This is a genomic window from Actinospineispora acaciae DSM 45401, from assembly GCF_000620785.1.
Taxonomy (GTDB): Bacteria; Actinomycetota; Actinomycetes; order Mycobacteriales; family Pseudonocardiaceae; genus Pseudonocardia; species Pseudonocardia acaciae.
In genome coordinates, this window is record NZ_JIAI01000002.1 from 694,514 (window position 1) to 717,335 (window position 22,822).

At 74.6% G+C, this 22,822-nt stretch carries 22 protein-coding genes and 1 pseudogene; 9 read left to right on the forward strand and 14 right to left on the reverse strand.

The genetic code is table 11. The annotated features are described in order from the left end of the window. Positions 1 to 7 precede the first annotated feature (7 nt). Positions 8 to 895 carry a TIGR01777 family oxidoreductase gene (locus N912_RS0112855; protein ID WP_028922749.1) on the reverse strand — a complete coding sequence of 296 codons (888 nt, stop codon included), beginning with the start codon at positions 893 to 895 and terminating at the stop codon, positions 8 to 10. A 57-nt stretch (positions 896 to 952) separates the two neighbouring features. Here N912_RS0112855 and N912_RS0112860 point away from each other — a divergent pair, with 57 nt between their 5' ends. Then, the gene (locus N912_RS0112860) at positions 953 to 1,969 is read left to right on the forward strand and encodes an o-succinylbenzoate synthase (RefSeq protein ID WP_211261225.1); all 1,017 of its coding nucleotides are present in this window, start codon (positions 953 to 955) and stop codon (positions 1,967 to 1,969) included. 24 nt (positions 1,970 to 1,993) lie between these two features. Here the strand turns inward: N912_RS0112860 and sucB are convergent, their stop codons facing one another. Together sucB and lpdA are read right to left on the reverse strand one after the other, a co-directional pair. Continuing rightward, the gene (gene sucB, locus N912_RS0112865; RefSeq protein WP_028922751.1) at positions 1,994 to 3,793 is read right to left on the reverse strand and encodes a 2-oxoglutarate dehydrogenase, E2 component, dihydrolipoamide succinyltransferase; all 1,800 of its coding nucleotides are present in this window, start codon (positions 3,791 to 3,793) and stop codon (positions 1,994 to 1,996) included. Positions 3,794 to 3,854: 61 nt separating this feature from the next. Further along, on the reverse strand, positions 3,855 to 5,249 hold the full coding sequence (gene lpdA, locus N912_RS0112870) for a dihydrolipoyl dehydrogenase (RefSeq protein ID WP_028922752.1): 1,395 nt from the start codon (positions 5,247 to 5,249) through the stop codon (positions 3,855 to 3,857). A gap of 171 nt (positions 5,250 to 5,420) precedes the next feature. Here lpdA and N912_RS0112875 point away from each other — a divergent pair, with 171 nt between their 5' ends. Beyond that, on the forward strand, positions 5,421 to 5,768 hold the full coding sequence (locus N912_RS0112875) for a hypothetical protein (protein ID WP_028922753.1): 348 nt from the start codon (positions 5,421 to 5,423) through the stop codon (positions 5,766 to 5,768). On the opposite strand, the gene N912_RS0112880 is transcribed toward N912_RS0112875, so the two are convergent. Both N912_RS0112880 and N912_RS0112885 read right to left on the reverse strand, forming a co-directional pair. Beyond that, complete coding sequence (locus N912_RS0112880; protein WP_028922754.1) at positions 5,765 to 6,235, reverse strand: OsmC family protein; 471 nt, start codon at positions 6,233 to 6,235, stop codon at positions 5,765 to 5,767. The genes N912_RS0112875 and N912_RS0112880 overlap by 4 nt on opposite strands. Positions 6,236 to 6,254: 19 nt before the next feature. After that, the gene (locus N912_RS0112885) at positions 6,255 to 7,325 is read right to left on the reverse strand and encodes an oxygenase MpaB family protein (RefSeq protein WP_028922755.1); all 1,071 of its coding nucleotides are present in this window, start codon (positions 7,323 to 7,325) and stop codon (positions 6,255 to 6,257) included. Positions 7,326 to 7,401: 76 nt separating this feature from the next. Here N912_RS0112885 and N912_RS0112890 point away from each other — a divergent pair, with 76 nt between their 5' ends. Beyond that, positions 7,402 to 8,019 carry a TetR/AcrR family transcriptional regulator gene (locus N912_RS0112890; RefSeq protein ID WP_037064289.1) on the forward strand — a complete coding sequence of 206 codons (618 nt, stop codon included), beginning with the start codon at positions 7,402 to 7,404 and terminating at the stop codon, positions 8,017 to 8,019. Between the two features lies 1 nt (position 8,020). On the opposite strand, the gene N912_RS0112895 is transcribed toward N912_RS0112890, so the two are convergent. Continuing rightward, complete coding sequence (locus N912_RS0112895) at positions 8,021 to 9,574, reverse strand: leucyl aminopeptidase (protein WP_028922757.1); 1,554 nt, start codon at positions 9,572 to 9,574, stop codon at positions 8,021 to 8,023. A 133-nt stretch (positions 9,575 to 9,707) separates the two neighbouring features. Between N912_RS0112895 and N912_RS51510 the strand changes: the two genes are divergently transcribed. Together N912_RS51510 and gcvT are read left to right on the forward strand one after the other, a co-directional pair. Next, positions 9,708 to 11,072 (forward strand): APC family permease, encoded by a 1,365-nt coding sequence (locus tag N912_RS51510; RefSeq protein ID WP_245645263.1) that lies wholly within the window; start codon positions 9,708 to 9,710, stop codon positions 11,070 to 11,072. 10 nt (positions 11,073 to 11,082) lie between these two features. Continuing rightward, on the forward strand, positions 11,083 to 12,171 hold the full coding sequence (gene gcvT / locus N912_RS0112905) for a glycine cleavage system aminomethyltransferase GcvT (protein ID WP_028922758.1): 1,089 nt from the start codon (positions 11,083 to 11,085) through the stop codon (positions 12,169 to 12,171). 7 nt (positions 12,172 to 12,178) lie between these two features. Here the strand turns inward: gcvT and N912_RS0112910 are convergent, their stop codons facing one another. Continuing rightward, positions 12,179 to 13,294, reverse strand: coding sequence for a tetratricopeptide repeat protein (locus N912_RS0112910; protein WP_028922759.1), 1,116 nt, complete (start codon positions 13,292 to 13,294; stop codon positions 12,179 to 12,181). Positions 13,295 to 13,531: 237 nt separating this feature from the next. On the opposite strand from N912_RS0112910, the gene N912_RS0112915 reads away from it, so the two are divergent. Then, complete coding sequence (locus N912_RS0112915) at positions 13,532 to 14,641, forward strand: branched-chain amino acid aminotransferase (protein WP_028922760.1); 1,110 nt, start codon at positions 13,532 to 13,534, stop codon at positions 14,639 to 14,641. On the opposite strand, the gene N912_RS0112920 is transcribed toward N912_RS0112915, so the two are convergent. Continuing rightward, a complete protein-coding gene (locus N912_RS0112920) occupies positions 14,638 to 15,357 on the reverse strand; it encodes a TetR/AcrR family transcriptional regulator (RefSeq protein ID WP_028922761.1) in 720 nt (239 codons plus the stop codon). The genes N912_RS0112915 and N912_RS0112920 overlap by 4 nt on opposite strands. A 119-nt stretch (positions 15,358 to 15,476) precedes the next feature. On the opposite strand from N912_RS0112920, the gene N912_RS0112925 reads away from it, so the two are divergent. Next, positions 15,477 to 16,178: an NAD(P)-dependent oxidoreductase gene (locus tag N912_RS0112925; RefSeq protein ID WP_028922762.1), complete on the forward strand. Its 702-nt coding sequence runs from the start codon at positions 15,477 to 15,479 to the stop codon at positions 16,176 to 16,178. On the opposite strand, the gene N912_RS0112930 is transcribed toward N912_RS0112925, so the two are convergent. The 3 genes and pseudogenes from N912_RS0112930 to cobU all read right to left on the reverse strand — a co-directional run. Continuing rightward, positions 16,172 to 16,921 (reverse strand): adenosylcobinamide-GDP ribazoletransferase, encoded by a 750-nt coding sequence (locus N912_RS0112930; RefSeq protein ID WP_028922763.1) that lies wholly within the window; start codon positions 16,919 to 16,921, stop codon positions 16,172 to 16,174. The genes N912_RS0112925 and N912_RS0112930 overlap by 7 nt on opposite strands. A 4-nt stretch (positions 16,922 to 16,925) precedes the next feature. Continuing rightward, the gene (gene cobT / locus N912_RS65140) at positions 16,926 to 17,993 is read right to left on the reverse strand and encodes a nicotinate-nucleotide--dimethylbenzimidazole phosphoribosyltransferase (RefSeq protein ID WP_211261265.1); all 1,068 of its coding nucleotides are present in this window, start codon (positions 17,991 to 17,993) and stop codon (positions 16,926 to 16,928) included. A gap of 183 nt (positions 17,994 to 18,176) precedes the next feature. Beyond that, a pseudogene (gene cobU, locus N912_RS65145) lies at positions 18,177 to 18,719 on the reverse strand (bifunctional adenosylcobinamide kinase/adenosylcobinamide-phosphate guanylyltransferase); the annotation flags it as partial. A gap of 24 nt (positions 18,720 to 18,743) precedes the next feature. Here cobU and N912_RS62010 point away from each other — a divergent pair. Next, positions 18,744 to 18,956: a hypothetical protein gene (locus N912_RS62010; RefSeq protein ID WP_084210842.1), complete on the forward strand. Its 213-nt coding sequence runs from the start codon at positions 18,744 to 18,746 to the stop codon at positions 18,954 to 18,956. Here the strand turns inward: N912_RS62010 and N912_RS0112940 are convergent. The 3 genes from N912_RS0112940 to N912_RS0112950 are packed head-to-tail and all read right to left on the reverse strand — an operon-like array spanning position 18,883 to position 21,579. Beyond that, positions 18,883 to 19,836 (reverse strand): DNA-3-methyladenine glycosylase family protein, encoded by a 954-nt coding sequence (locus N912_RS0112940; RefSeq protein WP_028922765.1) that lies wholly within the window; start codon positions 19,834 to 19,836, stop codon positions 18,883 to 18,885. The genes N912_RS62010 and N912_RS0112940 overlap by 74 nt on opposite strands. Positions 19,837 to 19,873: 37 nt before the next feature. Next, a complete protein-coding gene (locus tag N912_RS0112945) occupies positions 19,874 to 20,860 on the reverse strand; it encodes an aldo/keto reductase family protein (RefSeq protein ID WP_028922766.1) in 987 nt (328 codons plus the stop codon). A 59-nt stretch (positions 20,861 to 20,919) separates the two neighbouring features. After that, positions 20,920 to 21,579 (reverse strand): DUF3043 domain-containing protein, encoded by a 660-nt coding sequence (locus N912_RS0112950; RefSeq protein ID WP_028922767.1) that lies wholly within the window; start codon positions 21,577 to 21,579, stop codon positions 20,920 to 20,922. Positions 21,580 to 21,614: 35 nt separating this feature from the next. On the opposite strand from N912_RS0112950, the gene N912_RS0112955 reads away from it, so the two are divergent. Next, entirely contained in the window at positions 21,615 to 22,757 is a 1,143-nt protein-coding gene (locus N912_RS0112955) for a glycerate kinase family protein (protein ID WP_028922768.1), read from the forward strand. Positions 22,758 to 22,822 lie beyond the last annotated feature (65 nt).

The window sequence follows — 22,822 nt, forward strand, 5'->3', positions numbered from 1 at the left end:
TCAGGTGTTACCGGGTGGTAGCGGCGGAGAGCGCCTCGGCGAGGGTGGCGTGCCGGTACGGGAAGCCGTGGCGTTGCAGCACGGCGGGCGCCGCGCGCGGGCCGGTCAGCGCCAGCTCGTCGGCCGCCTCGCCGAGCACCGCGCGCAGCGCGACGGCCGGTACCGGGAACGGCGTGGGCCGGTTCACCGCGCGGCCCAGCTCCTCGGTGAACCGGGCGTTGGTCACCTGCTCCGGGGCGACCAGGTTGACAGGGCCGGTCACCTCGGGGTGTTCGAGCAGGAAGGCGATGGCGCCCACCTCGTCGTCCAGCGAGATCCACGGCAGGTACTGCCGGCCGCTGCCCAGCCGGCCCCCGAGCGCCAGCGAGAACAGCGGCCGCAGCCGGCCGAGCAGCCCACCGGAGGGGGAGAGCACGGCGCCGCTGCGCAGCCGGACCACCCGGCTGGCGGGCTGGGCGGCGGCCGTGGCCGCCTCCCAGTCCCGGCACACCTCGGCCAGGAAACCCGCGCCCAGCGGCGCGGTCTCGTCCACCTCGCGGTCGCCGGTGTCGCCGTAGTAGCTGATCCCGGAGGCGTTGACCATGGTCGGGATGCCGTGCGCGGCGACGGCGGCGGCGAGCACCTCGGTCGGCTCCACCCTGCTGTCCCTGATGGCCTGCTTGCGCGCGCCGCTCCAGCGCCGGTCGCCGATGCCCACCCCGCAGAGGTTGACCACCGCGTCCACCCCGTCCAGCGCGCCGGACTGCAGCCAGCCGGCCGGCGGGTCCCAGCCGCGCTCGTCGGGCGCCCTCGGCGCGCGGCGCACCAGCCGGAGCACCTCGTGCCCGGTGTGCCGCAGGTGCGGGACGAGGCTGGTGCCGATGAGGCCGGACGAGCCAGCGATCATGACGCGCATGTGGGTGATGCTTTCGTACTCCGGGCCGGGGGCGCGAGAGGGGGCTAGTCTCCGCTCATGATCGATGCGCGGGGGTCGCTCGAACGGGTCGACTTCGGCGCCGCGCGGGTGTACGCGATCCCGATGCGGACGCGGTTCCGGGGGATCACCGTCCGGGAGGGGATGGTGCTGCCGGGCGCGGTGGGCTGGGGCGAGTTCTGCCCGTTTCCCGAGTACGGCGACGAGGAGGCGGCCGGGTGGCTGGCCACCGCCGTCGAGGCTGCCGCGCACGGCTGGCCGGAGCCGGTGCGCGAGCGGGTGCCGGTGAACGTCACGGTGCCGGCGGTGGGCCCGGAGCGGGCGTACCGAATCGTCGCCGCGTCCGGGTGCGCCACCGCGAAGGTCAAGGTCGCCGACCATCCGGGCTCGGCCGGTGAGGACGCCGCGCGGGTGGCCGCCGTGCGCGAGGCGCTCGGGCCGGCCGGCGCCGTCCGGGTGGATGCGAACGCCGCGTGGGACGTGGACACGGCGGTGGCTCGGATCGAGTCGTTGGACCGGGCGGCGGGCGGGCTGCAGTACGTCGAGCAGCCGTGCGCGTCGGTGGAGGAGCTGGCGGCGGTGCGGCGGCGGGTGCGGGCGCCGATCGCCGCCGACGAGTCGATCCGCCGCGCCGAGGACCCGACCCGGGTGGCGGCGGCCGGCGCGGCGGACTTCGCCGTGGTCAAGTGCACGCCGCTGGGCGGGGTGCGGCGGTCGCTGCGGATCGCGCGTGCCGCCGGGTTGCCCTGCGTGGTGTCCTCCGCGCTGGAGACCGGCGTCGGGCTGGCCGCCGAGCTGGCGCTGGCCGGCGCGCTGCCCGAACTGGAGCTGGCCTGCGGCCTGGGCACGCTCTCGCTCCTGGACGGCGACCTGGTCCCGGACCCGCCTCAGCTCCTGGACGGCCACCTGCCCGTACCCATGCAACCGCCCGTACCCACCCCCGAACTCCTGGACCGCTACGCCCACCCCGACCCGGAGCGCACGCGCTGGTGGCACGCCCGCCTGGACCGGGTATCCGCGCTGCTCAGAACCCGTGAGTGGCTAGGGCCGTCATAGCGGCCCTAGCCACTCACGGGTTGGTCAGGCGCCGTTGAGGCCGAGGTCGGCTTCGAAGGCGGCGGTTTCCACGCGGCGTTTGACGGCGGACAGGAAGCGGCCGGCGTCGGCGCCGTCGACCAGGCGGTGGTCGTAGGTCAGGACCAGGTTCGCGATGGAGCGGATGGCGATGGCGTCGTTGCCGAGGGCGTCGGTGACCACGACGGGGCGTTTCACCACGGCGCCGGTGCCGAGGATGGCGACCTGCGGCTGGTTGATGATGGGCGTGTCGGTCAGCGAGCCGCGCGAGCCGATGTTGGTCACCGTGAAGGTGCCGCCGGAGAGCTCGTCCGGGCGGGCCTTGTTGGTGCGGGTGCGCAGGGCCAGGTCGGCGATCGCGCGCGCGATGCCCGCCAGGTTGAGGTTGCCGGCGTCGTGGATCACGGGCACGACCAGGCCGCGGTCGGTGTCCACGGCGATGCCGATGTGCTCGGCGTCGTGGTAGGTCACCTCGCCGGCCGCTGTGTCGATCGAGGCGTTGACCTGCGGGAACAGCTTGAGCGAGTCGATGGCCGCCTTGACGAAGAACGACAGGAAGGTCAGCTTCACGCCCTCGCGGGCCTCGAAGTCGGCCTTCGCCAGCTGGCGCAGCCGGGCGACCCGGGTGACGTCCACCTCGAGCATGGCGGTGAGCTGCGCGGAGACCTGCAGCGACTCCGTCATCCGCTGCGCGATCACCTTGCGCAGCCGGGGCAGCTTCTGGGTGGTGCCGCGCAGCTTCGCGGCCTCGGCCGCCGACGGCTCGCTGGGCGCGGGCGGCGCGCTGGCCGCGGGGAGCGGGGCGGCGGCCGGTGCGGGTGCGGACGGTGCGGGTGCCGAGGGTGCCGGCGCCGGCTTCTCCGCGGCGGCGAGCACGTCCTGCTTGCGGATCCGGCCGCCGACTCCGGTGCCCTTGATCGTGGTCAGGTCCACGTTGTGCTGGGCGGCCAGCTTGCGCACCAGCGGGGTGACGTACGGGCCGCCGTCGGCGGAGGTGTCGGGCGCGGAGCCGTTGTCGGTGGCCGGTTGCGCGGGCGCCGGCGCGCTCTCCGGCTCGCGCCACGGGGAGCCGGAGGCCTGCGCGGGCTCGGCCGGTGCCGACTGTGCGGGCTGGGCCGGCGGTTGCGTCGGCTCGGCCGGTGGGGCGGGTGCGGACGGGGCGGCGGAGCCGGAGCCGACCACGGCCAGCCGGCCGCCCACCTCGACGGTCTCGTCCTCGCCGGCGACGATCTCCAGCACGGTGCCGGCCACCGGGGAGGGGATCTCGGTGTCGACCTTGTCGGTGGACACCTCGAGCAGCGGCTCGTCCACCTCGACCCGGTCGCCGACCTGCTTGAGCCAGCGGGTGACGGTGCCCTCGGTGACGCTCTCGCCGAGCGCCGGCATCGTCACCGGCGTGCCGTCGCCGCCGGACCCGGTCTGCGCGGCGGCCGGCTGTTCGGCGGCCTGGGCGGGTTCGGGCTCGGCCCGGCGTTCGGGCTGGGGCTCGGCGGCCGCCGGGGCTTCCGGAGCCTCCTGGGCCGCCGGGGCGGCGGACTCGGACCCTGATCCGGATCCGGACCCGCCGGCGCCGTCCGCGATGACCGCGAGCTCGGCGCCCACCTCCACGGTTTCGTCCTCGGCCACCACGATGCGCTCCAGCACGCCGGCGGCGGGGGAAGGGATCTCGGTGTCGACCTTGTCGGTGGACACCTCGAGCAACGGCTCGTCCACCTCGACCCGGTCGCCCTCCTGCTTGAGCCAGCGGGTGATGGTGCCCTCGGTGACGCTTTCACCGAGCGCTGGCATCTGGACGGAGAAGGCCATGGCTACTTCTGACTCCTCGTTGCTCTGTGTCGCTGTGCGCGATGCACCGGCGGGACGGCCACTAGCCGTGGGTGTGCAGCGGCTTGCCGGCGAGCGCGAGATGCGCCTCACCGAGTGCCTCGGTCTGAGTGGGGTGGGCATGTACCAGGGGCGCCACGTCCTCGGCGTGGGCGTCCCAGTTGTAGATCAGTTGTGCCTCGCCGATCAGCTCGCCGACCCGGCCGCCGACCATGTGCACGCCGACCACGGGTCCGCTGGTGCCCTCGGCGCCCGCCTTGACCAGCTTCACCGCCCCCGAGGTGCGCAGGATCTGGCTCTTGCCGTTGCCGGCGAGGTCGTAGGTGAGGGTCTGCACCTCGCCGAACCGCTCCCTGGCCTGCGCCTCGGTGAGGCCGACCGAGGCGACCTCGGGCTCGCAGTAGGTGACCCTCGGGATGCCCGCCTCGTCGATCGGCGGCGGGTTCAGCCCGGCGATGGTCTCGGCCACGAAGATGCCCTGCTGGAAGCCGCGGTGGGCGAGCTGCAGCCCGGGCACGATGTCGCCGACGGCGTAGACGTTCGGACGGTTGGTGCGCAGCTTCTCGTCGACCGTCACGAAGCCCCGGTCCAGGGCGATGCCGGCCTCCTCGTACCCGTGGCCGGCGGTGTTCGGCCCGCGCCCGACCGCGACCAGCAGCAGGTCGGCCTCCAGGGTCTCGCCGGACTCCAGCTTGACGGTGACGCCGTCGTCGGTCTGGTTCGCTCCGGTGAACTTGACCCCGGTCTTGGCGGCGATCTTGCGGCGGCGGAAGGCGCGTTCGAGCTGCTTGGAGGCGAACTCGTCCTCGTTCGGGACCAGCCGGGGCAGCGCCTCCACGACGGTGACCTCGGCGCCGAAGCTGCGCCACACGCTGGCGAACTCGACCCCGATCACGCCGCCGCCGAGCACCACCACCCGCTTGGGCACCTCGTTCAGGGTGAGCGCCTGGTCGCTGGTGATGATCCGGCCGCCGATCTCGAGGCCGGGCAGGCTGCGCGCGTAGCTGCCGGTGGCCAGGACCACGTTGTCGCCGGTGTAGCGGTCCCCGTTGACCTCGACGGCGCCCGCGCCGCCGCCCGAGGTGACGAACGTGCCGCTGCCCTCGACGTAGGTGATCCCCCGGGACGCCACGAGCCCCTGCAGGCCCTTGTAGAGCCGGCCGACCACGCCGTCCTTGTAGGTGTTCACCCCGGCCATGTCGATGCCGGCCAGCGAGCTCTTGACGCCGATCTGGTCGCCCTCGCGGGCGGCGTCGGCGACCTCGGCGGCGTGCAGCAGGGCCTTGGTGGGGATGCAGCCCCGGTGCAGGCAGGTGCCGCCCAGCTTGTCCTTCTCCACCAGCGTGACGGATAGGCCTAGCTCAGCGGCGCGCAGCGCGCACGCGTACCCACCCGATCCGCCACCGAGGATCACCAGGTTGGCACCGCTGTCGGCCACTTTCGATCTCCCTGCTGTCGCGGGCGCTGTCCTCGTCTCGGCCCGTCGAGCCGCCGTGGCTGATGTTCCGGGCCTCGGTCATCTTGTCACCAATGCCGTGCCGGGAGAAAACCGCGCATCCGGAACGTTGGCTCTGCATCCGGTCTGTGGGAGAACCCGGGGGGCGTGACGATGAGCCTGTGGAGCCGGCTGCGCGGAGACGCTGGTGGCGGCGGTGGCCGGCGGGGCGCCACGTCGGCGGACATCGACCACCTCAGCGCATGGGCACGGGCTCGGACCGGCGTCGAGGCGTTCGTCGAACCCCGGACGATGGTGACCGAAACGACAGTCGTGCTCGTCGCCAAGGACGGCGAGTGGACCCGGCGGCGGATCAGCGGCCCCGCCGGCGCCCGCAAGCTCGGCCGCGCGCTGCGCATCCCGGTCTACGACGCGCAGATCGTCGGCTACCCGCAGCGGATGCGCGACTACGACGCCCGCCAGCGGCTGCTGCGCGACCGGGACCGCCGCGAGCGGGGCTAAACCGCCCTGGTCGTCGGCTCGTGGCGGACCGGGAAGTTCATCGAGCGGGCGATGAAGCACATCTTGTGCGCCCGCTCGTGCAGCTCGCCGGTGGCCTCGACCATGGCCGGCTCGGCGACCGTGACCTCCGGGCGCAGCACCACCTCGCTGAACTGGCCGGAGCCGTCCGCGTTCTCCGCCATGGTGCCCCCGGCGCGGTCCACGTACTCGGTGACCACCACGCCGGAGGTGGCGGCGAGGTGCAGGAACCACAGCATGTGGCACTCGGACAGCGCGGCGACCAGCAGCTCCTCCGGGTTGTACCGGCTGGGGTCGCCCCGGAACGCGGGATCGGACGAGCCGAGCAGCACCGGCTTGCCGTCCGCGCTGATCTCGTGGTCGCGGCTGAAGTCGCGGTAGCCGGAGGTGCCGGTGCCCTTGTTCCCGGTCCAGGTCACGGTCGTCGCGTAGCTGTGTGTGCGCCCCATGGGCTCACACTAGAAGCCCTCAGGCGGTGGTGCCCAGGATCGGCTCGGACTCGACGATGCCCTCGTCGGTCGGGCGCTGCCCGCCCAGCGCGCGTTGCCGCTGCCGGGCCCGCAGCTCCGGGTGGGCATCGGCGGGCCGGGCGTAGCCGTAGCGTTCCCGGGCCTGCGCCGGGGTGAGCGTCTCGGGCCGCTCGGGCGGGATCCCGAGCAGCGCCGGGCCGGCGACCGGCACCGTGCTGGGCGAGATGATCCCGAGCGCCAGCAGCTCGGCGCGCCGGCTCAGGTGGATCAGGGCGAAGTTGAACCGTGAGATCGGCCGGATCAGCGCGTCGGTCAGCCGCGACTGGCGCAGCCCGCCCATCTCCCGCATCCACCGGGGCATGGTGGCCAGCGTGGCCTTGCGCAGCAGCATGGTCAGGAACCTGGCGCCCGGGCGCAGCGGCCACGGCATCGGCGGCAGCATGACCTCGGCGCGCAGCAGGTGGTTCATGGCCGTGCGGGCGATCTCGGAGCCGACCAGGTGCGGGCGCATCCGCTCGAAGTACGCCCGGACGCCCTCCCGGGTGCGCGGCACGTCGGCGGGGTCGCAGGTCTGCAGCTCGGCGGCGACCGCGCACTCCTCCCAGTAGCGGGCCTCGTCCTCGGCCGACAGGCGCCCCGGGCCGTACCGCTCGTAGGCGTAGAGCACCGAGTGCCACGCGGTGAGCAGGATCCACAGCTGCGACGCCGGGTCGTTGGCGTCGTAGGGCCGCCCGCTGTACGGCTCGGTGCCCACCCCCACCGAATGCACCTTGACCAGCACGTCGGCCGCCTTCATGGTGGAGCGGCTGTCGCCGAAGGCGACCATCGCGAAGTAGCGGAGGGTGCGGTCGTAGCGGGTGCGCGGGCGCTGGTAGATGCCCTGGGTGTCGGTGACCGAGGCGACCAGCCCCGGGTCCAGCTCCTCGACGACGACCGCCCGCTGGAACCCGACGGTCAGCGAGGTCGGGTAGCTCCACACCCGCCAGGTGACCGAGTCGGGCCCGAAGAACCCGTAGTCCTCGGCGGGCCGGATGTCCTTGCGCTTGGGGATCACGATGGGCACGGGCATCGCGGGTGCTCCTTGTTACGGTTCCGTAGTAATATCCTACGGTCGAGTAGCTTTGTCGAGCAGTGCCACCCGATAGGTGACGAGCACCGTGACGACCGTCCGCAAGCGCCGGGCCTACGCGCCCAGGGTCTCGGCCGAGCAGCGCCGTACGCAACTGCTGGACGCCGCGCTGCGCCTGGTGGTCACCCGGGGGCATCGCGCGGTCACCATGGAGGCGGTCGCCGAGCGGGCCGGCGTCACCAAGCCCGTCGTCTACGGCATGTACGCCAACCGCGCGGAGCTGCTCGCCGCGCTGCTGGCCCGCGAGCAGGAGCAGGCGCTGGCCCAGGTGCTCGACATCCTGCCCGCCGACCTGGACCATCGGCCGCCGCCCGAGCTCGGCGAGGCGCTGGCGCGGTTCCTGGACCGGTTCCTGCCGCTGGTGCGTGCCGCGCCGGACCGTTGGCACTGCATCCTGATGCAGGTCCCCGGCGTGCCCGCCGAGTTCCACGCCGCGCGCGACGCCGCCCGCGCCGTGGTGCTCGCCCGCGCCCAGCACCTGGCCGCCGGGCTGCTGCCCGAGCTGGATCCCGAGATCGTCGGGCACACCCTGGTGACACTGGCCGAGATGGCCGCCCGCCTGGTCCTCACCGACCCCGAGCGCTATTACCCCGACCGGTTCACCTCGGTGGTGCGCGCTCTGGCTACCTCATGAGTCAGCCGTTCTCGGCAATGTCGGTGAGCACGGCGGCCAGGGTGCGGACCGGGACGCCGGTGCCGCCCTTGGGGGTGTAGCCCCACGGGCCGCCGGTGTTGAAGGACGGGCCGGCGATGTCGATGTGCGCCCACGGCAGGCCGTCGGCCACGAACTCGCGCAGGAACAGCCCGGCGGAGAGCATGCCGCCCCACCGGTGGCCGGTCACGTTGGCCAGGTCGGCCAGCCGGGAGTCCAGGTCGGCGCGCAGCTCCTCGGGCAGCGGCATCGGCCAGCCGCCCTCACCGGTGGCCCGCGCGTGCCCGGCCACCCGGTCCCGGAAGTCGTCGCTGCCCATCACGCCGGCGGTGCGGTTGCCCAGCGAGACCACCTGCGCGCCGGTCAGGGTGGACGTCTCGATCAGGTAGTCGGGGGAGTCCTCGGCGGCGCGGACGATCGCGTCGGCCAGGATCAGCCGGCCCTCGGCGTCGGTGTTGAGCACCTCGACGGTCTTGCCGCCGTACATGGTGAGCACGTCGCCGGGGCGGTACGAGGTGCCCGAGGGCATGTTCTCCACCATCGGGACGGTCGCGGTCACCGCCAGCGGCAGCTTCAGCTCGGCGGCCAGCGCGACGGTGGCGATCACGGCGGCCGCGCCGGACATGTCCGAGGTCATGTGGTCCATGTTGGCCGCCGGCTTGATGGAGATGCCGCCGGTGTCGAACGTGACGCCCTTGCCGACCAGCGCCACCGTGGCCCTCGGCGAGTCGCCGCCGGACCAGCGCAGCCGGACCAGCCGGGGCAGCCGGGACGAGCCGCCGCCCACGCCCAGCACGCCGCCGTAGCCGGCCTCGGCGAGCTGGGCCTCGTCGAGCACCTCGACCTCCAGCCCGGCGCCGGCGCCGATCTCGGCGGCGCGGGCGGCGAAGCTGGCCGGGTAGAGGTCGTTGGGCGGGGTGTTGATCAGGTTGCGGGCGGTGCGCACGGCGCCGGCCACCGCCACCGCGCGGGCCAGCGTCGACTCGGCGTCGGAAGCGTCGGCGCCGGCCGGGGCGAGCAGGTCGACCCGGCGCAGCGGCTTCTTGGCGGCGCCGTTGCTCTTGTACTCGGTGAACGCGTACGCGCCGAGCAGCGCGCCCTCCGCGGCGGCCGCCAGGTCCAGCCGGGACAGCGTGCTGACCGCCCGCTCGGTGCCGGCCAGCGCCCTGGCCGCCGAGCCGGACGCCCTGCGCACCTGCTCGGCCGTTGCCGCGTCGGCCTGTGAAGGGGCCGCCGAGCCGCGCTGCCGGTCGCTCGGCGCCGCCCCGAGACCGACCGCGACCACCAGCGGCGCCGCCACCGCGCCCCTGCTGGGCAGCTTGACCACCTCGTCGGCCTTGCCGGTGGCGCCGGCCAGGGCCAGCAGCTCCAGCAGGCCGCCGTCGACACCGCCGGACTCGGCGAACGCGGCGTCCACGTCGTCCGCCCCGCCGGCCAGCGAGGGTCCGTCCTCGCCGGAGCGCAGGCCGACGATCAACGCGTCGGCGTCGGCGGTCGCGGCGGAACCGGTGACCAGGCTGAACTCGGGGGTGCTCACGGGACTCCTCGGGGTGCACTGCGGGATGTTGACGCGGTCCGGCCGAGTGCGAACGGCGGATCGACTCCGGTTCGAAATGCTAATGACACCCTCGTGCGTCCGAACGGGCGACGTCCGGTGTCACGCTGTTGCGGTGCCCGATGTGTTGCCGCGACGGCTCGGATCGGCCGACGCTGTCATGCTCGGCCTCGCCGCGATGCTGGGCACCGGTGTCTTCATCGTGTTCGCCCCGGCGGCGGCGCGGGCCGGCGCCTGGTTGCCGCTGGCGATCGCGCTGGCCGGCCTGGTCGCGGCGTGCAACGCGTTCTCCACCGCCGACCTGGCCGCACGCCACCAGGAGTCCGGCGGCGGCTACATCTACTGCCGGGAGCGGCTGGCGCCCTGGGTCGGGCGGCTGGCCGGGGTGGCGTTCCTCGCCGCCAAGACGGCGTCCGCGGCGGCGGCGGCCGGGGTGTTCGGCCACTACGTGCTGCCCTCGCACCCGCTGTGGGCCGCGGTCCCGCTGATCGTGGTGGTCGGCGGGCTGAACGCGCTCGGGATGCGCTGGACGGCCAGGGGCGCCTGGGTGATGGTGCCCGGGGTGCTCGCGGTGCTGGCCGTCGTGGTGGTGGTCGGGCTGCTCTGGTCGGCCCCTCCGGACTGGTCGCCGGACGGATTGTCCGGCGCGGGCACGGGGGCCGGTGGCATCGCGATAGCCGGAGCGCCGCGCGCGGTGGACCTGGGCGCGCTGCCGCACCCGGTGAGCCCGCTCGGCGTGCTGACCGCCGCCGGGTTCGTGTTCTTCGCGTTCGCCGGCTTCGCCCGGACCGTCAGCCTCGGTGAGGAGCTGCGCGACCCGTCCCGGGCGCTGCGCCGGGCCATCCCGGCCTCGTTGCTGATCACGTTGGTGGTCTACCTCGCGGTGGGCGTCGCGCTGCTGCACGCGCTCGGGGTGAACCGGCTGGGCATGGAGTCGGCGCCGCTGGCCGCCGCGGTGGGTGGCGCGGAGGCCCCGGCGCTGGGCGTGGTGGTTCGGGTCGGCGCGGCGGCGGCCACGGTGTCCGCGCTGCTCGGCGTGCTGATCGGGGTGAGCCGCACGACGCTGGCGATGGCCCGGCGGCGCGAGCTGCCCGGCTGGCTGGCGGCGATCGGCCCGGCCGGCCAGCCCCGGCGGGCGGACCTGGTCGGTGCCCTCGCGGCGGTGTTGATCGCGGTGTTCGCCGGGCCGATCGCGGCGGTGGCGTTGTCCGCGTGCTGCGCGCTGGTCTACTACGCGGTGGTCAACCTCGCCGCGCTGCGGCTGCCGGCCGCCGCGCGGACCTGGCCGGCGTGGACCTCGGCGCTCGGGCTGGCGCTGTGCCTGGCGCTGGCCGCGCTGCTGCCGCCGAAGTACGTGGTGGCCACCGTCGCGGTGCTGGTGGCCGGTTCGCTGGTCACCGGGCTGCTGTCGTGGCGGGCGCGGCGTGACTCGGTCGGCCCGGGTGGCGCGGCCGCCTCGGAAACCCGGCAGGACATGTAGCGTCCCCGGGGTGAGCGATCTCCGGCACAGCCCGTTGCACGAGCGTCACGTCGCGCTGGACGCGACCATGGCCCCGTTCGGCGGCTGGACGATGCCCATCTCCTACCCGGACGGCGGGGTGGTGGCCGAGCACACGGCGGTGCGCGAGGCGGTCGGCGTGTTCGACGTCAGCCACCTGGGCACGGCCGTGATCTCCGGGCCCGGCGCGGCGGCCTTCGTGAACCGCTGCCTGACCAACAACCTCGACCGGATCGAGGCCGGCCAGGCGCAGTACACGCTGTGCTGCGCCGACGACGGCGGGGTGCTCGACGACCTCATCGTCTACCGGGTCACCGACGACGAGCTGCTGATCATGCCGAACGCCGCGAACGCCGCCGTCGTGCTCGGCCGGCTCACCGAGGCCGCCCCGGACGGCGTGCGGGTGACCGACCGGCACGCCGAGCTGGCCGTGCTGGCGGTGCAGGGGCCGCGATCACCGGAGGTGCTCGACGAGCTGGGGCTGCCCAGCGAGCTGGACTACATGGCGTTCCGGGACGTCGGCGACGTCCGGGTGTGCCGGACCGGGTACACCGGGGAGCACGGCTACGAGCTGGTGGTGGACGCGGCCGCCGCGCCCGGCCTCTGGGACCGGCTGCTCGCCGCCGCCACGCCGTTGGGCGGGCGCGCCTGCGGGCTGGGCGCCAGGGACACCCTGCGCACCGAGGCCGGTTACCCGCTGCACGGCCAGGACCTGAGCCCGGAGATCAGCCCGGTGCAGGCCGGCTGTGGGTGGGCCGTCGGCTGGCGCAAGCCGGAGTTCTGGGGGCGGTCCGTGCTGGTGGCCGAGCGGGAGAACGGGCCGGCGCGGCGGCTGCGCGGGCTGCGCGCGACCGGGCGGGGGGTGCCCCGGCCGGGGATGGCGGTCTTGGCTGGCGACGCCGAGATCGGGCACGTCACGTCCGGGACGTTCTCCCCGACGCTGCGCACCGGCATCGCGCTCGCGCTGCTGGACGCCTCCTCGGGCGTCTCCGACGGCGACCCGGTGCGGGTGGACGTGCGCGGGCGGCCGCTGGACTGCGTGGTCGCCAAGCCGCCGTTCGTGCCGTCCCGGGTGCGCTGAGCCCGGATCAGGCGTCGGGCCCGGTACCGGGGTCCTTGCCGTCCCGCCGTCCGGACCGGCCCAGCGCGGCGCGCACCTGGCACACCGTGCGGTAGGCCGCGTGCAGGTCGCCGCTGAACGCCTGCGGGTGCTCGGCGGTGAGCTCCTCGTGCAGGGCGACGGCCTCCTCGGCGGCGGCCAGCGCCTCCGGCAGGTCACGGCCGCAGGCCACCCGCACCTGGGCGAACGAGCACAGCGCCTGGCCCAGGTACTGCCGGTGGCCGACCGGGTCCACCGGGACCACGCACCGGTGCAGGTAGACGGCCTCCTGGGTGGCGGCGAGCGCGGCGTCCAGCCGGCCCACCTCGGCGGCGGCGACGCCGAAGTTGTGCAGCGCGCGGGCCAGCTCGGACTCGTAGACCACCGGCGCCATCGCGGCCAGCCGCCGGTAGATCTCGGCGGTCTCCTCGGCCAGCCGGCAGGCCACGGTGAACCGGCCCTGGCCGGCGAGCACCAGGCCCAGGTTGTTCACCGAGGTGGCCATGCAGTGCTCGAAGGCGGTCGGGTCGTTGCGGGCGAGCATCCGGTAGAGCGGGTTGTGCCGGCGCAGCCCGCGCAGGATCAGCACCGACTCCTCGGCGGCCTCCACCGCCGCCTCGTGCTCGCCGAGGTCGGAGTGGGCCAGCCCCAGGTTGCTCAGCGCCACCGCCAGCCCCACGGCCAGCTGGATCCGGCGCATCACGCGCAGCCGGCCGCACCGGTCCCGCAGCTCGCGGTAGAGCGCCACCGAGTCCGCCAGCGCCGCCCTGGCCTGCTCGCGCTGGCCGCGCCGGGACGCCCACAGCCCCCAGCAGGACAGCGCGAGGGCGAGCTCGCCGTGATAGCGGGTCGGCTCGTGCCGGGCCAGCCTGCGGTAGATCCGCACCACGCCCTCGACGGTCACGCAGGCCTGGCCGAGCCGTCCCTTGCGGGCCTGCCGCAGCGCCAGGGTCTGCTTCAGGCGGGCGGCCCTGGCCAGGTCGGACTCCGAACCGGCCCAGCCGCGCTCGGCACGCTCATCGGGGCCGGCGGCGTCGGCGGCGAGATCCTCGACAAGGGCGGCCATGCCGATGCTGAATCCCCGGGTGGGACGTTCGTCCAGCACGGCGCCGACCCCCGTCTACTACGAAAGTTGCCTTGACAGCGCATTCTCCGTGATGAGTGGGCGATTCGCACAGGTCCATGTCGTGGAAATTTCGTCGCCCGTCCGGCGGCACCCCGCGCTCGCTCCCCGTGGTCGGCTTGCTCCCGCGTCCACCACAGTGCCCATCGGTGCCCACCGAGTAGCCCAAGAAGTGGGAGGTCCAACCATCGGAGTTGCAATCCAAGCTACCGTGGACGCATGAGCACCGCGTCGCCATCTCGATTTCATCGCACGCTCAACCCCGCGCCGGCCTCCGCCGCGCGCCGGGAGGAGGTACTGGCCAACCCCGGGTTCGGCAAGTACTTCACCGACCACATGGTGACGATTCGCTGGACCGAGGAGCGCGGCTGGCACGACCCGTCGGTGGTGCCGTACGGGCCGCTGTCGCTGGATCCGGCGTCGATGGTGCTGCACTACGGGCAGGAGATCTTCGAGGGCCTCAAGGTGTACCGGCAGCCGGACGGCTCGGTGGCGTCTTTCCGCGCGGACGTCAACGCGGCGCGGTTCCGCACGTCGGCGGCCCGGCTGGCCATGCCCGGGCTGCCCGACGAGCTGTTCCTCGACTCGCTGTCCGAGCTGATGGCGGTGGACCACGAGTGGGTGCCGGCGGCCGGCGGGGAGGACTCGCTGTACGTGCGGCCGTTCATGGTGGCCACCGAGGTGGGCCTGGGGGTGCGGCCGGCCGCCGAGTACCTCTACCTGCTGATCGCCTCGCCGGCCGGGCCGTACTTCACCGGCGGCGTCAAGCCGGTGGACGTCTGGCTGGCCACCGACTACACCCGCGCCTCGCCGGGCGGCACCGGCGCGGCCAAGTGCGGCGGGAACTACGCCGCTTCGCTGCTGCCCCAGCGCCAGGCCGCCGAGAACGGCTGCGCGCAGGTCGCCTACCTGGACGCCGGCGAGCGGCGCTGGGTGGAGGAGATGGGCAGCAACAACCTGTTCTTCGTCTTCGGCTCGGGCGACCAGGTCGAGCTGGTCACCCCTGAGCTGACCGGCAGCATCCTGTCCGGCGTGGTCAGGGACTCGCTGCTGGTGCTGGCCAAGGAGCTGGGCTGCGAGGTCACCGTGCGCAAGGTGTCGGCCCAGGAGTGGCTGGAGGGCGCCGAGGACGGCCGGATCACCGAGGTGTTCGGCTCCGGCACCGCCGTGGTGATCAGCCCGATCGGCGCGGTCAAGCACGCCGGCGGGTCGGTGCGGATCGGCGACGGCGAGCCGGGGCCGGTGACCACCAAGCTGCGCAGGCTGCTCACCGACATCCAGCGCGGCTCGGCGCCGGACACCCACCACTGGATGCAGCGGCTGACCTAGGCGCTGGCTCCGGTCGCCGAGCCGAGCGACCGGGCCAGGTCGGCCATCTCGGCGCGGTAGAGCTTCGCCGGGTCGGTGGTCAGGCTCGCCAGGTGGCCGTAGACCTCCAGGGCCACCAGTCCGTGCATCCGACCCCAGACGCGTACGGCCAGGCCCACCCCGTCCGGCGGCAGCTCCGGGTGCGCCTGGCGGACCTGCCGGGCCAGGGCCGGATCGAAGTCCTCCCAGCGGTGCTCGCCGGTGGCCTGGACGGTCCGCGCGCGCGGCCATGCGGCGGCGACGAGATCGCTGAGCATCGCGCAGGCCCGGTGCGCGGCCACCGGCAGCGGACCGTCGGTGGGCGCCTGGTAGCCGGGGATCGGATCGCCGTAGAGCAGCTGGAACTCGTCCGGGCTGGTCACGGCCCAGCGCCGGTAGGCCATCGCGACGGCCACCAGCCTGCCGGCCGGGTCGTCGGCGGGCACGGCGTCGCGGGCGGCCTCCTCCTGGTCGGCCAGCTCGTTGTACGTCTCGGTGATCAGTTCGGTGATCAGCGCGTCCCGGGTGTCGAAGTAGCCGTACACGGCTCCCGGCGTCATCCCCATCTCGCGGGCGATCGCCCGCAGGGAGATGGCGGCTGGCCCTTCGGCGGCCATGTGTGTGCGGGCGATCGCCTTGATCTCCCGCACGGTCTGCGCCCGCAACCGCTCGCGTCGGGTCGGCAGCCGAATCTCCATGGCGACAGGTTAGCGGGCGTGCTGTTACTGACAGCTGTGCACTTGACTATACGGCGTTCAGATTTAAGACTGGCGATTAGATTAATGAACGCTGAAGGGGCAGAGCCGGAGGTTGCGTGATGCGGATCGGGGTCATCGGGGCGAGCGGCAACATCGGTCAGCGGGTGGTGGCGGAGGCGCTGCGGCGCGGCCACCAGGTCACCGGGTTCACCCGCCCGGCCTCGACTCCGCCGGACGGCCCCGCCGGGGTCACCTGGCGGGCACTGGACGTGCTCGACCCGGCCAGCGTGACCCCCGCCATCGCCGGGCTGGACGTGCTGGTGAGCGCCTACCAGCCGGGCAACGCGGCCAACGACCTCGACGACACGGTGGCACGGTCGATCGCCGACCCGAGTGTCTACGTCACCGCCGCGAGGTCGCTGCTCACCGCGATGGAGTCGTACCCGGTGCTGCGGTTGATCGTGATCGGTGGCGCGGGCAGCCTGGAGCTGCGGCCCGGAGTCACCGGCGTTGACGACCCGGATGCGCTGCGGGCCGGCCTGGTGAGCCTGGGCCTGCCGCCGGAGTACGAGGCCGCCGTGCACGGCCACCGCGATGCGCTGAACACCTACCGCACCTCGAACCGGCTGTGGACGTACCTGAGCCCGGCGCAGCGGATCGAGCCAGGCGAGCGCACCGGCCGCTTCCGGCTGGGCGGGGACCAGGTCCTGCTGGACGCGAACGGCGAGAGCCGCATCTCGTACGAGGACTTCGCGGTCGCCCTGGTCGACGAGGCCGAGCTGCCCCGGCACGTGCAGCGCCGGTTCACCGTGGCCTACTGAACGGCGGTGGTCACGAGCACGGTGGTCACGGCCAGCTCGGCGGCGGCGCCCAGGACGTCGCCGGTGAGGCCGCCGAAGCGGCGGCGGGTGTGCGCGGACAGCGCGACGACCGGGGCCGCCGCGAGCAGTACCGCCAGCGGGCCCTGCCAGGGGCGGGTCGGCACGGCCAGCACCGCGACGGCGGCCAGCGCGAGGCCGGCCAGCGCGGGCACCGGCCATGGTTGGCCGCCGGCGACCAGCGCGCCGAGCCCGTCCGGCCGGGCCGCCGGGACGCCTCGGCGGCAGCACCAGCCGAACGCGCACCGGCCGGCCACCACCGCGATGACCACAGCGGGCCAGCGGTCCGGGTGGCCGGCCAGCGCGGCCAGCGACCCGGCCTGCAGGCCGACCAGGACCACCAGGGTGACCACCGCGAACGGCCCGGCGCCGCCGTCGCGCATGACCGCCAAGGCGCGCTCCGGCGGGCCGTAGCAGCCCAGGCCGTCGGCGGTGTCGGCCAGGCCGTCCAGGTGCATGCCCCGGGTGCCCAGGGCCAGCGCCGCGATCGTCAGGAGGCCCGCGACCGGTCCCGGGAGTCCGAGCGCGGCCAGCCCGTAGAGCAGGCCGGCCGCCGCGAGCCCGAGCACCAGCCCGGCCGCCGGAGCCCATCGGATGGCGGCGGCGGCCACCCGGCGGTCCACCGGGTCCGGCGCCCGCACCGGCAGCACCGTCAGCCAGCTCAGCGCCAGCCGGAGCCCGCGCATCGGCCTATCCGGTCGTCGCGTCGGCCGCCGCCTCGCTGACCCCGGCGTCGGCGAAGGTGGCCATGTCGGAGAGCACCCGTCCGGCCATCGTCACCAGCGGCAGCGCGGCCAGCGCCCCGGAGCCCTCGCCGAGGCGCATGTCCAGCTCCAGGACGGGGGACAGGCCCAGGTGGTCGAGAACTATGCCGTGCGCCGGTTCGACCGAGCGGTGAGCGGCCAGCCACCAGGCCTTGGCGCCGGGGGCCAGCTCCTCGGCGACCAGCGCGGCCGCGCCGACCACCAGCCCGTCCAGCAGCACGGGGGTGCGCCGGGCGGCGGCCTGGGCCAGGAACCCGGCCAGGGCGGCCAGGTCGGCGCCGCCGGCGGTGCGCAGCAGCGCGAGCGGGTCGCGGCCCACCCGGCGGGCCCGGCGCAGCGCGTCGCGGACGGCGGCGGCCTTGCGCATCCAGCCGGCGTCGTCGATCCCGGTGCCCCTGCCGACCACCGCCACCGGCTCGGCGCCGGTCAGCGCGGCGACCAGCACGGACGCCGGGGTGGTGTTGCCGATGCCCATGTCGCCGGCGATGAGCAGGTCGGCCCCCTGGTCGACCTCCTCGTCCGCGATCGCGCGCCCGGCGGCCACGGCGTCGCGCGCCTGGGCGTCGGTGAGCGCGTCCTCGACGTCGATCCGGCCGCTGGAGCGCCGTACTTTGTACCGGGCCACCGCGTCCGGGACGTCGGCGGTGGGGATGTCCACGGCGAGGTCGACCACCCGGACCGACGCCCCGGCCACCGAGGCCAGCACGTTCACCGCCGCGCCGCCGGCCAGGAAGTTCGCCACCATCTGGCCGGTGACCTCCGGCGGGTACGCGGACACGCCGCCGTGCCGGGCCACGCCGTGGTCGCCGGCGAACACCACCACCCGGGGCCGGCTCAGCGGCCGGGGCGGACACGCGCCCTGGCAGGCGGCCAGCCACCCGCCGAGCTTCTCCAGCCGCCCGAGCGAACCGGCCGGTTTGGTCAGCCGGGTGTGCCGTTCGGCGGCGAGCCGGCGGGCCTCCTCGTCGGGCGGGGTGACCGCCGGGAACTCCACGGTCGTGCTCGCGCCAGCGCTCTCCTCAGCGTCCGTGTCCGCCGCCGGGGGCGTGTCGACAACGGCGGCCGCGGCCGCAGAGGTGGCCGCGGCGGCGGGGGCGGCCGCGGGCGGGGGCGCGTCTCCGGCCGGGGGCGTCGGTACGGGCGAGGGCTCGGCGTCCGGGTCGCGGCGCCGCAGCGTCGTCGGGATGCCCGCGACCAGGAGCACGACCTCGTCGCACGCCTCGGCCAGGCGCGCGTTGAGGGCGCCCAGCTCGTCGCGGAACAGCCGCCCGGACCGGGTCGCCGGGACCACCCCGAGCCCGACCTCCGCCGACACCAGCACCACCCGGACCGGGCACCGGCGGACCGCGTCCACCAGCTCGTCCACCCCGGCCGCCACCGAGGCGAGCGCGTCCTGCCCACCGTCCCAGCCGCCGGCGTCGTCGAACCGCCCGGTCAGCCAGGTGCCCAGGTCGTCCACCAGCACCGGGTCGTCGTCGTCCGCCCGGAGCAGCTCGGCGGCCAGGTCCGGAGCCTCCACCGTCCGCCAGCCCGCCGGCCGCCGTGCCCGGTGCGCCTCGATCCTGGCGGCCCACTCGGCGTCCTCGGGATCGACCCGCCCGGTCGCCAGGTACCGGACCGGCATGTCGGCCCGCAGCAGTCCCTCGGCATGCGCCGACTTGCCGGACCGGGCACCGCCCAGGATGAGTGTTCGTCGGCCGGTCGCCCTCGGTTCTGGCACGGTCGCACGCTACCCTGCGCCCCCGTGGCATTCCGCTGGCGATACCTGGACGCGCAGGGCACCGAGACGTCGGGCCCGGACCTGACGTTCCCCGAGCAGGTCGAGGCCGAGGCCTGGTTCACCGACACCTGGCCGGAGCTCCTGGACGGCGGGGTGCACGCCGTCACCCTGCTGGAGACGACGGACTCGCACGAGCGGGAGGTCTACGGGCCGATGAGCCTGCACGGACAGGCCTGACCGCCGAGCCCAGCCAGGCCAGGCCGGTCCGCACGTGGTAGCCCCACAGCCCGATCTGGCCGCCGTACCGCGCCACCAGGTCGTCCATCGAGACGCCGGGGCCGTACAGCGTGGCGATCGCCCGGGTGAACACCGGCAGCTCGGCGGGCACCACGTCCAGCCGGCCGAGCACCCGCAGCGCGATCCCGGTCGCGGTGAACTCGCCGACGCCCCGGATGCGGCGCAGCTCGGCGAGCAGCTCGGCGGTCGGCGCCCGGTAGCCCCAGTCCGGCGCCCAGCCGGCCAGCCGGTCGAGCACGGCGGCCAGGTACTCGGCCTGCCGTTGGTTAGCCGCGAACGGGGCCAGCTCGCCCGCTGACAGGCCGGCCAGCCGGTCGAGCGTGGGGAAGGCCTGGTAGCGGACGCCGTCCAGCTCCAGCGAGGAGCCGAACTCGGCGGCCAGCCGGCGCTTGCGGGCGCCCGCCTGGGCCTGCGAGGTGCGCTGGGCGAGCACGAAGTAGCTGGCGCCCTCGGCGAGGCCGGCGAACCTGACCTGGTGCAGCCCCTCGGTCTCGGCGAGCACCGGCGCCATCGGCGGGTCGTCCCTGGCGGCGGCCAGGAACGGCGCCGGGTCGTCGTCCAGCGACAGCCAGCGCGCCACCGCGACCGCCACCTGGTCGCGCTCGTCCGCCGAGCCCGCGCCGTGCACGGCCAGCGAGACGCCGCCCTCGGCCGCCGCGACCTCGGCGACCACCGCCCCGCCGTCGGCGAGGGCGAACGCCTTGCGCACCACCCCGCCCGAAACCCGCTGCTCGCCCGCGCACGGCGCGAAACCGGCCATCGCGCGCAGCGACAGCGCCAGCTCGAACGGCCGGGCCGCCGTCAACACCAAGCGCTCCATGCCGGACAGGCTGCCAGCCACCCCCGACAGTTCCGCCTCAGCCGGTGACCTTCTCCGGGTCGCGCTCCACCACATTCCCGAGCACCTCGTCCACCTGGCGCAGCACAGCCGGGTCCAGCCGCACCCCGGCGGCGGTGACGTTGTCGGCGATCTGCTCGGGCCGGCTGGCGCCGATGATCGCCGCGGCCACGTTGTCCCGGCGCAGCACCCAGGCCAGCGCCAGCGCGGCCATGCTCAGCCCGGCCTCGGCGGCGACGGGCTCGAGCCCCTGGACCCTGGTGAGCACGTCCTCGCGCATCCACCGGGAGATCATCTGAGCGCCGCCGGTGGCCTCGTCGGTGGCCCGTGAGCCCGCCGGCGGCGCCGCTCCCGGCCGGTACTTGCCGGTCAGCACGCCCTGCGCGAGCGGGGACCAGACGATCTGGGACATGCCCTCCCGCTCGCAGGCGGGCATCACCGCCGGTTCGATCACCCGCCATAACATCGAGTACTGCGGCTGGTTCGAGATCAGCGGCACCCGCAGCTCCCTGGCCAGCTCGGCGCCGGCCGCTATCTGCTCCGGGTTCCACTCCGAGACGCCCAGGTAGAGCACCTTGCCGGCGTGCACAAGGTCGGCGAACGCGGACATGGTCTCTTCCAGCGGGGTGCTGTGGTCGTACCGGTGCGCCTGGTAGAGGTCCACGTAGTCGGTGCCCAGCCGGCGCAGCGAGCCGTGGATCGACTCGGTGATGTGCTTGCGGCCCAGCCCCCTGTCGTTGCGGCCGGGGCCGCTGGGGAAGTACACCTTGGTGCAGATCTCCACCCCCTCCCGCCGCTGCCCGGCCAGGGCTCGTCCCAGCACCTGCTCGGCGCGGGTGGCGGCGTAGACGTCGGCGGTGTCGAAGGTGGTGATGCCGACGTCGAGCGCGGCATGCACGCAGGCCGTGGCCTGCTCCTCTTCGACCTGGCCGCCGTGGGTGATCCAGTTTCCGTAGGCAAGGGCACTGACCGTGAGGCCGCTGCGGCCGAGACGACGGAACTCCATGATCGGGGACCTTACGCCCGAATGGCGTACCGGAACCGGCCTATATCAAGAGGTAATGGTTAGGGGACCGGATCGCCGCGCTTGACCTTCGGCTTCGGCACCCGCAGCTTGCGGATCTGGCTGGACCGGCTGAACGCGTACCAGCCCAGGCCGAGCGGGCTGATGTTCTCCTTGGGGAAACGCGCCCTGGCCAGCTGGGTCACCCGCCGGCCCAGCAGCACGCCCTCCAGCGCCATGGCCACCATCATGGCCATGCAGAACAGGCTCACGTAGCTCTGGATCACCGGGGTGGACTGCAGCACCAGGGACAGGATCACCAGCCCGGCCAGCGGCATGAACAACCCGGCCAGGTGCGGGCGCGAGTCGACGATGTCGCGCACGTACGCCTTGACCGGACCCCGGTCACGGGGCAGCAGCGCGCGCTCGTCGCCGGCGAGCATCCGGCCCCGGCGCTCGGCGGCCTCCTTGCGGCGCTCGGCCCGGCTGGCCCGGTTCTTGCGGGCCAGCTTCTGCGCCTCCCGCTGGGTCTTCGGCGGCGGCGGGGCGGGACCGCGGCGCTTGCCCTCCGCGTCGCGCCGCTTGGGGGTCGGACGCCCCTTCGCTGGGGTGTAGCTCCGGCCGAACGCGTCCTTGATCGTCGTGGCGTCCTCGACCTCGGCTTCGGAGCCCTCGACGGCGGTGTCTGCCGCATCATCGGACCGGCGGCGCAGGAACCTCACGTGCTCAACCATAGCGGCCGGGTAGCGTGCTCCGGGTGCGTGTCGTGATCGCTCCAGACTCGTTCGGCGGAACGCTGTCCGCGCCCCAGGCCGCCGAGGCGATGGCCGAGGGGTGGCGGCGGGTCGCCGCCGATGACCAGCTGCGCCTCATCCCGCTCGCCGACGGGGGCACCGGGTTCGTCGACGTGCTGCACACCGTGCTCGGCGGCGTCCTGCACTCGACCCGGGTCACCGGGCCGCTGCACGGGGCCGAGGTGGACGCCTCCTGGCTGCGGGTCGGCAAGACCGCCTACCTGGAGATGGCGCAGGCCAGCGGGCTGCACATGGTGCCCCCCGAGCGCCGGGACCCGGACGCCGCGAAGCGGGCCGGCAGCCGGGGCGTCGGCGAGCTGATCCTCGCGGCGGCGGCCGACCCCGAGGTGTCCAGGATCGTGGTCGGGCTCGGCGGGTCGGCCAACACCGACGGCGGCGCCGGGGCGCTGGCCGCGCTGGGCGGCACGCCGCTGGACGCGGACGGCGCGCCGCTGCCCGAGGGCGGCGCCGCGCTGGCCAGGTGCGCCGCGCTGGCGGCACCGCCCGCGCTGCCCGCCGGGGTCGAGCTGGTGCTGGCCGGCGACGTGGACAACCCGCTGCTCGGCGAGCACGGCGCGGCGGCGGTGTTCGGACCGCAGAAGGGTGCCGACGCCGCCGCCGTGGAGGAGCTGGACGCCGCGCTGGGCTGCTACGCGAAGGTGCTCGCGGCCGCGGTGAACCTCGACGCCGAGGAGCTTGCCACCGCACCGGGCGGTGGCGCGGCCGGCGGGCTGGGGGCGGCATTGGCAGCGGTGGGCGGGCGGCGGGTGTCCGGCGCTGGGCTGGTCCGCGAGCTGTGCGGCCTGGACGCCGCGCTGGACGCCGCCGACCTGGTGCTCACCGGCGAGGGCAGCTTCGACTTCCAGTCGCTGCGCGGCAAGCTGATCACCACCGTGGCCGAGGCGGCCGCCGTGCGCGGGGTGCCCTGCCTGGTGCTGGCCGGCCGGGTGGCGGTGGGTCGGCGGGAGGCGGCGGCGCACGGCGTCCAGGACGCGTACTCGGTGGCCGAGCACGCCGGCGGGGTGGAGGCCTCGATGGCCGACCCGGCCGGCACGCTGGCCGATCTGGCCGCCGATATCGCCGGCCAGTGGAGTGGCTCACGCTGACCGGCGTGTTCTGTTGTGACACGATGGCAGGTAGCTGGAACATCCACGGCGCGGGCCGTGTTGGC

Coding starts and splice junctions, on each gene's coding strand:
- N912_RS0112855 (WP_028922749.1), bottom strand. CDS start 895: ATGCGCGTCATGATCGCTGGCTCGTCCGGCCTCATCGGCACCAGCCTC.
- N912_RS0112860 (WP_211261225.1), top strand. CDS start 953: ATGATCGATGCGCGGGGGTCGCTCGAACGGGTCGACTTCGGCGCCGCG.
- sucB (WP_028922751.1), bottom strand. CDS start 3,793: ATGGCCTTCTCCGTCCAGATGCCAGCGCTCGGTGAAAGCGTCACCGAG.
- N912_RS0112875 (WP_028922753.1), top strand. CDS start 5,421: ATGAGCCTGTGGAGCCGGCTGCGCGGAGACGCTGGTGGCGGCGGTGGC.
- N912_RS0112880 (WP_028922754.1), bottom strand. CDS start 6,235: ATGGGGCGCACACACAGCTACGCGACGACCGTGACCTGGACCGGGAAC.
- N912_RS0112885 (WP_028922755.1), bottom strand. CDS start 7,325: ATGCCCGTGCCCATCGTGATCCCCAAGCGCAAGGACATCCGGCCCGCC.
- N912_RS0112915 (WP_028922760.1), top strand. CDS start 13,532: ATGAGCACCGCGTCGCCATCTCGATTTCATCGCACGCTCAACCCCGCG.
- N912_RS0112920 (WP_028922761.1), bottom strand. CDS start 15,357: ATGGAGATTCGGCTGCCGACCCGACGCGAGCGGTTGCGGGCGCAGACC.
- N912_RS0112925 (WP_028922762.1), top strand. CDS start 15,477: ATGCGGATCGGGGTCATCGGGGCGAGCGGCAACATCGGTCAGCGGGTG.
- N912_RS0112930 (WP_028922763.1), bottom strand. CDS start 16,921: ATGCGCGGGCTCCGGCTGGCGCTGAGCTGGCTGACGGTGCTGCCGGTG.
- N912_RS0112940 (WP_028922765.1), bottom strand. CDS start 19,836: ATGGAGCGCTTGGTGTTGACGGCGGCCCGGCCGTTCGAGCTGGCGCTG.
- N912_RS0112945 (WP_028922766.1), bottom strand. CDS start 20,860: ATGGAGTTCCGTCGTCTCGGCCGCAGCGGCCTCACGGTCAGTGCCCTT.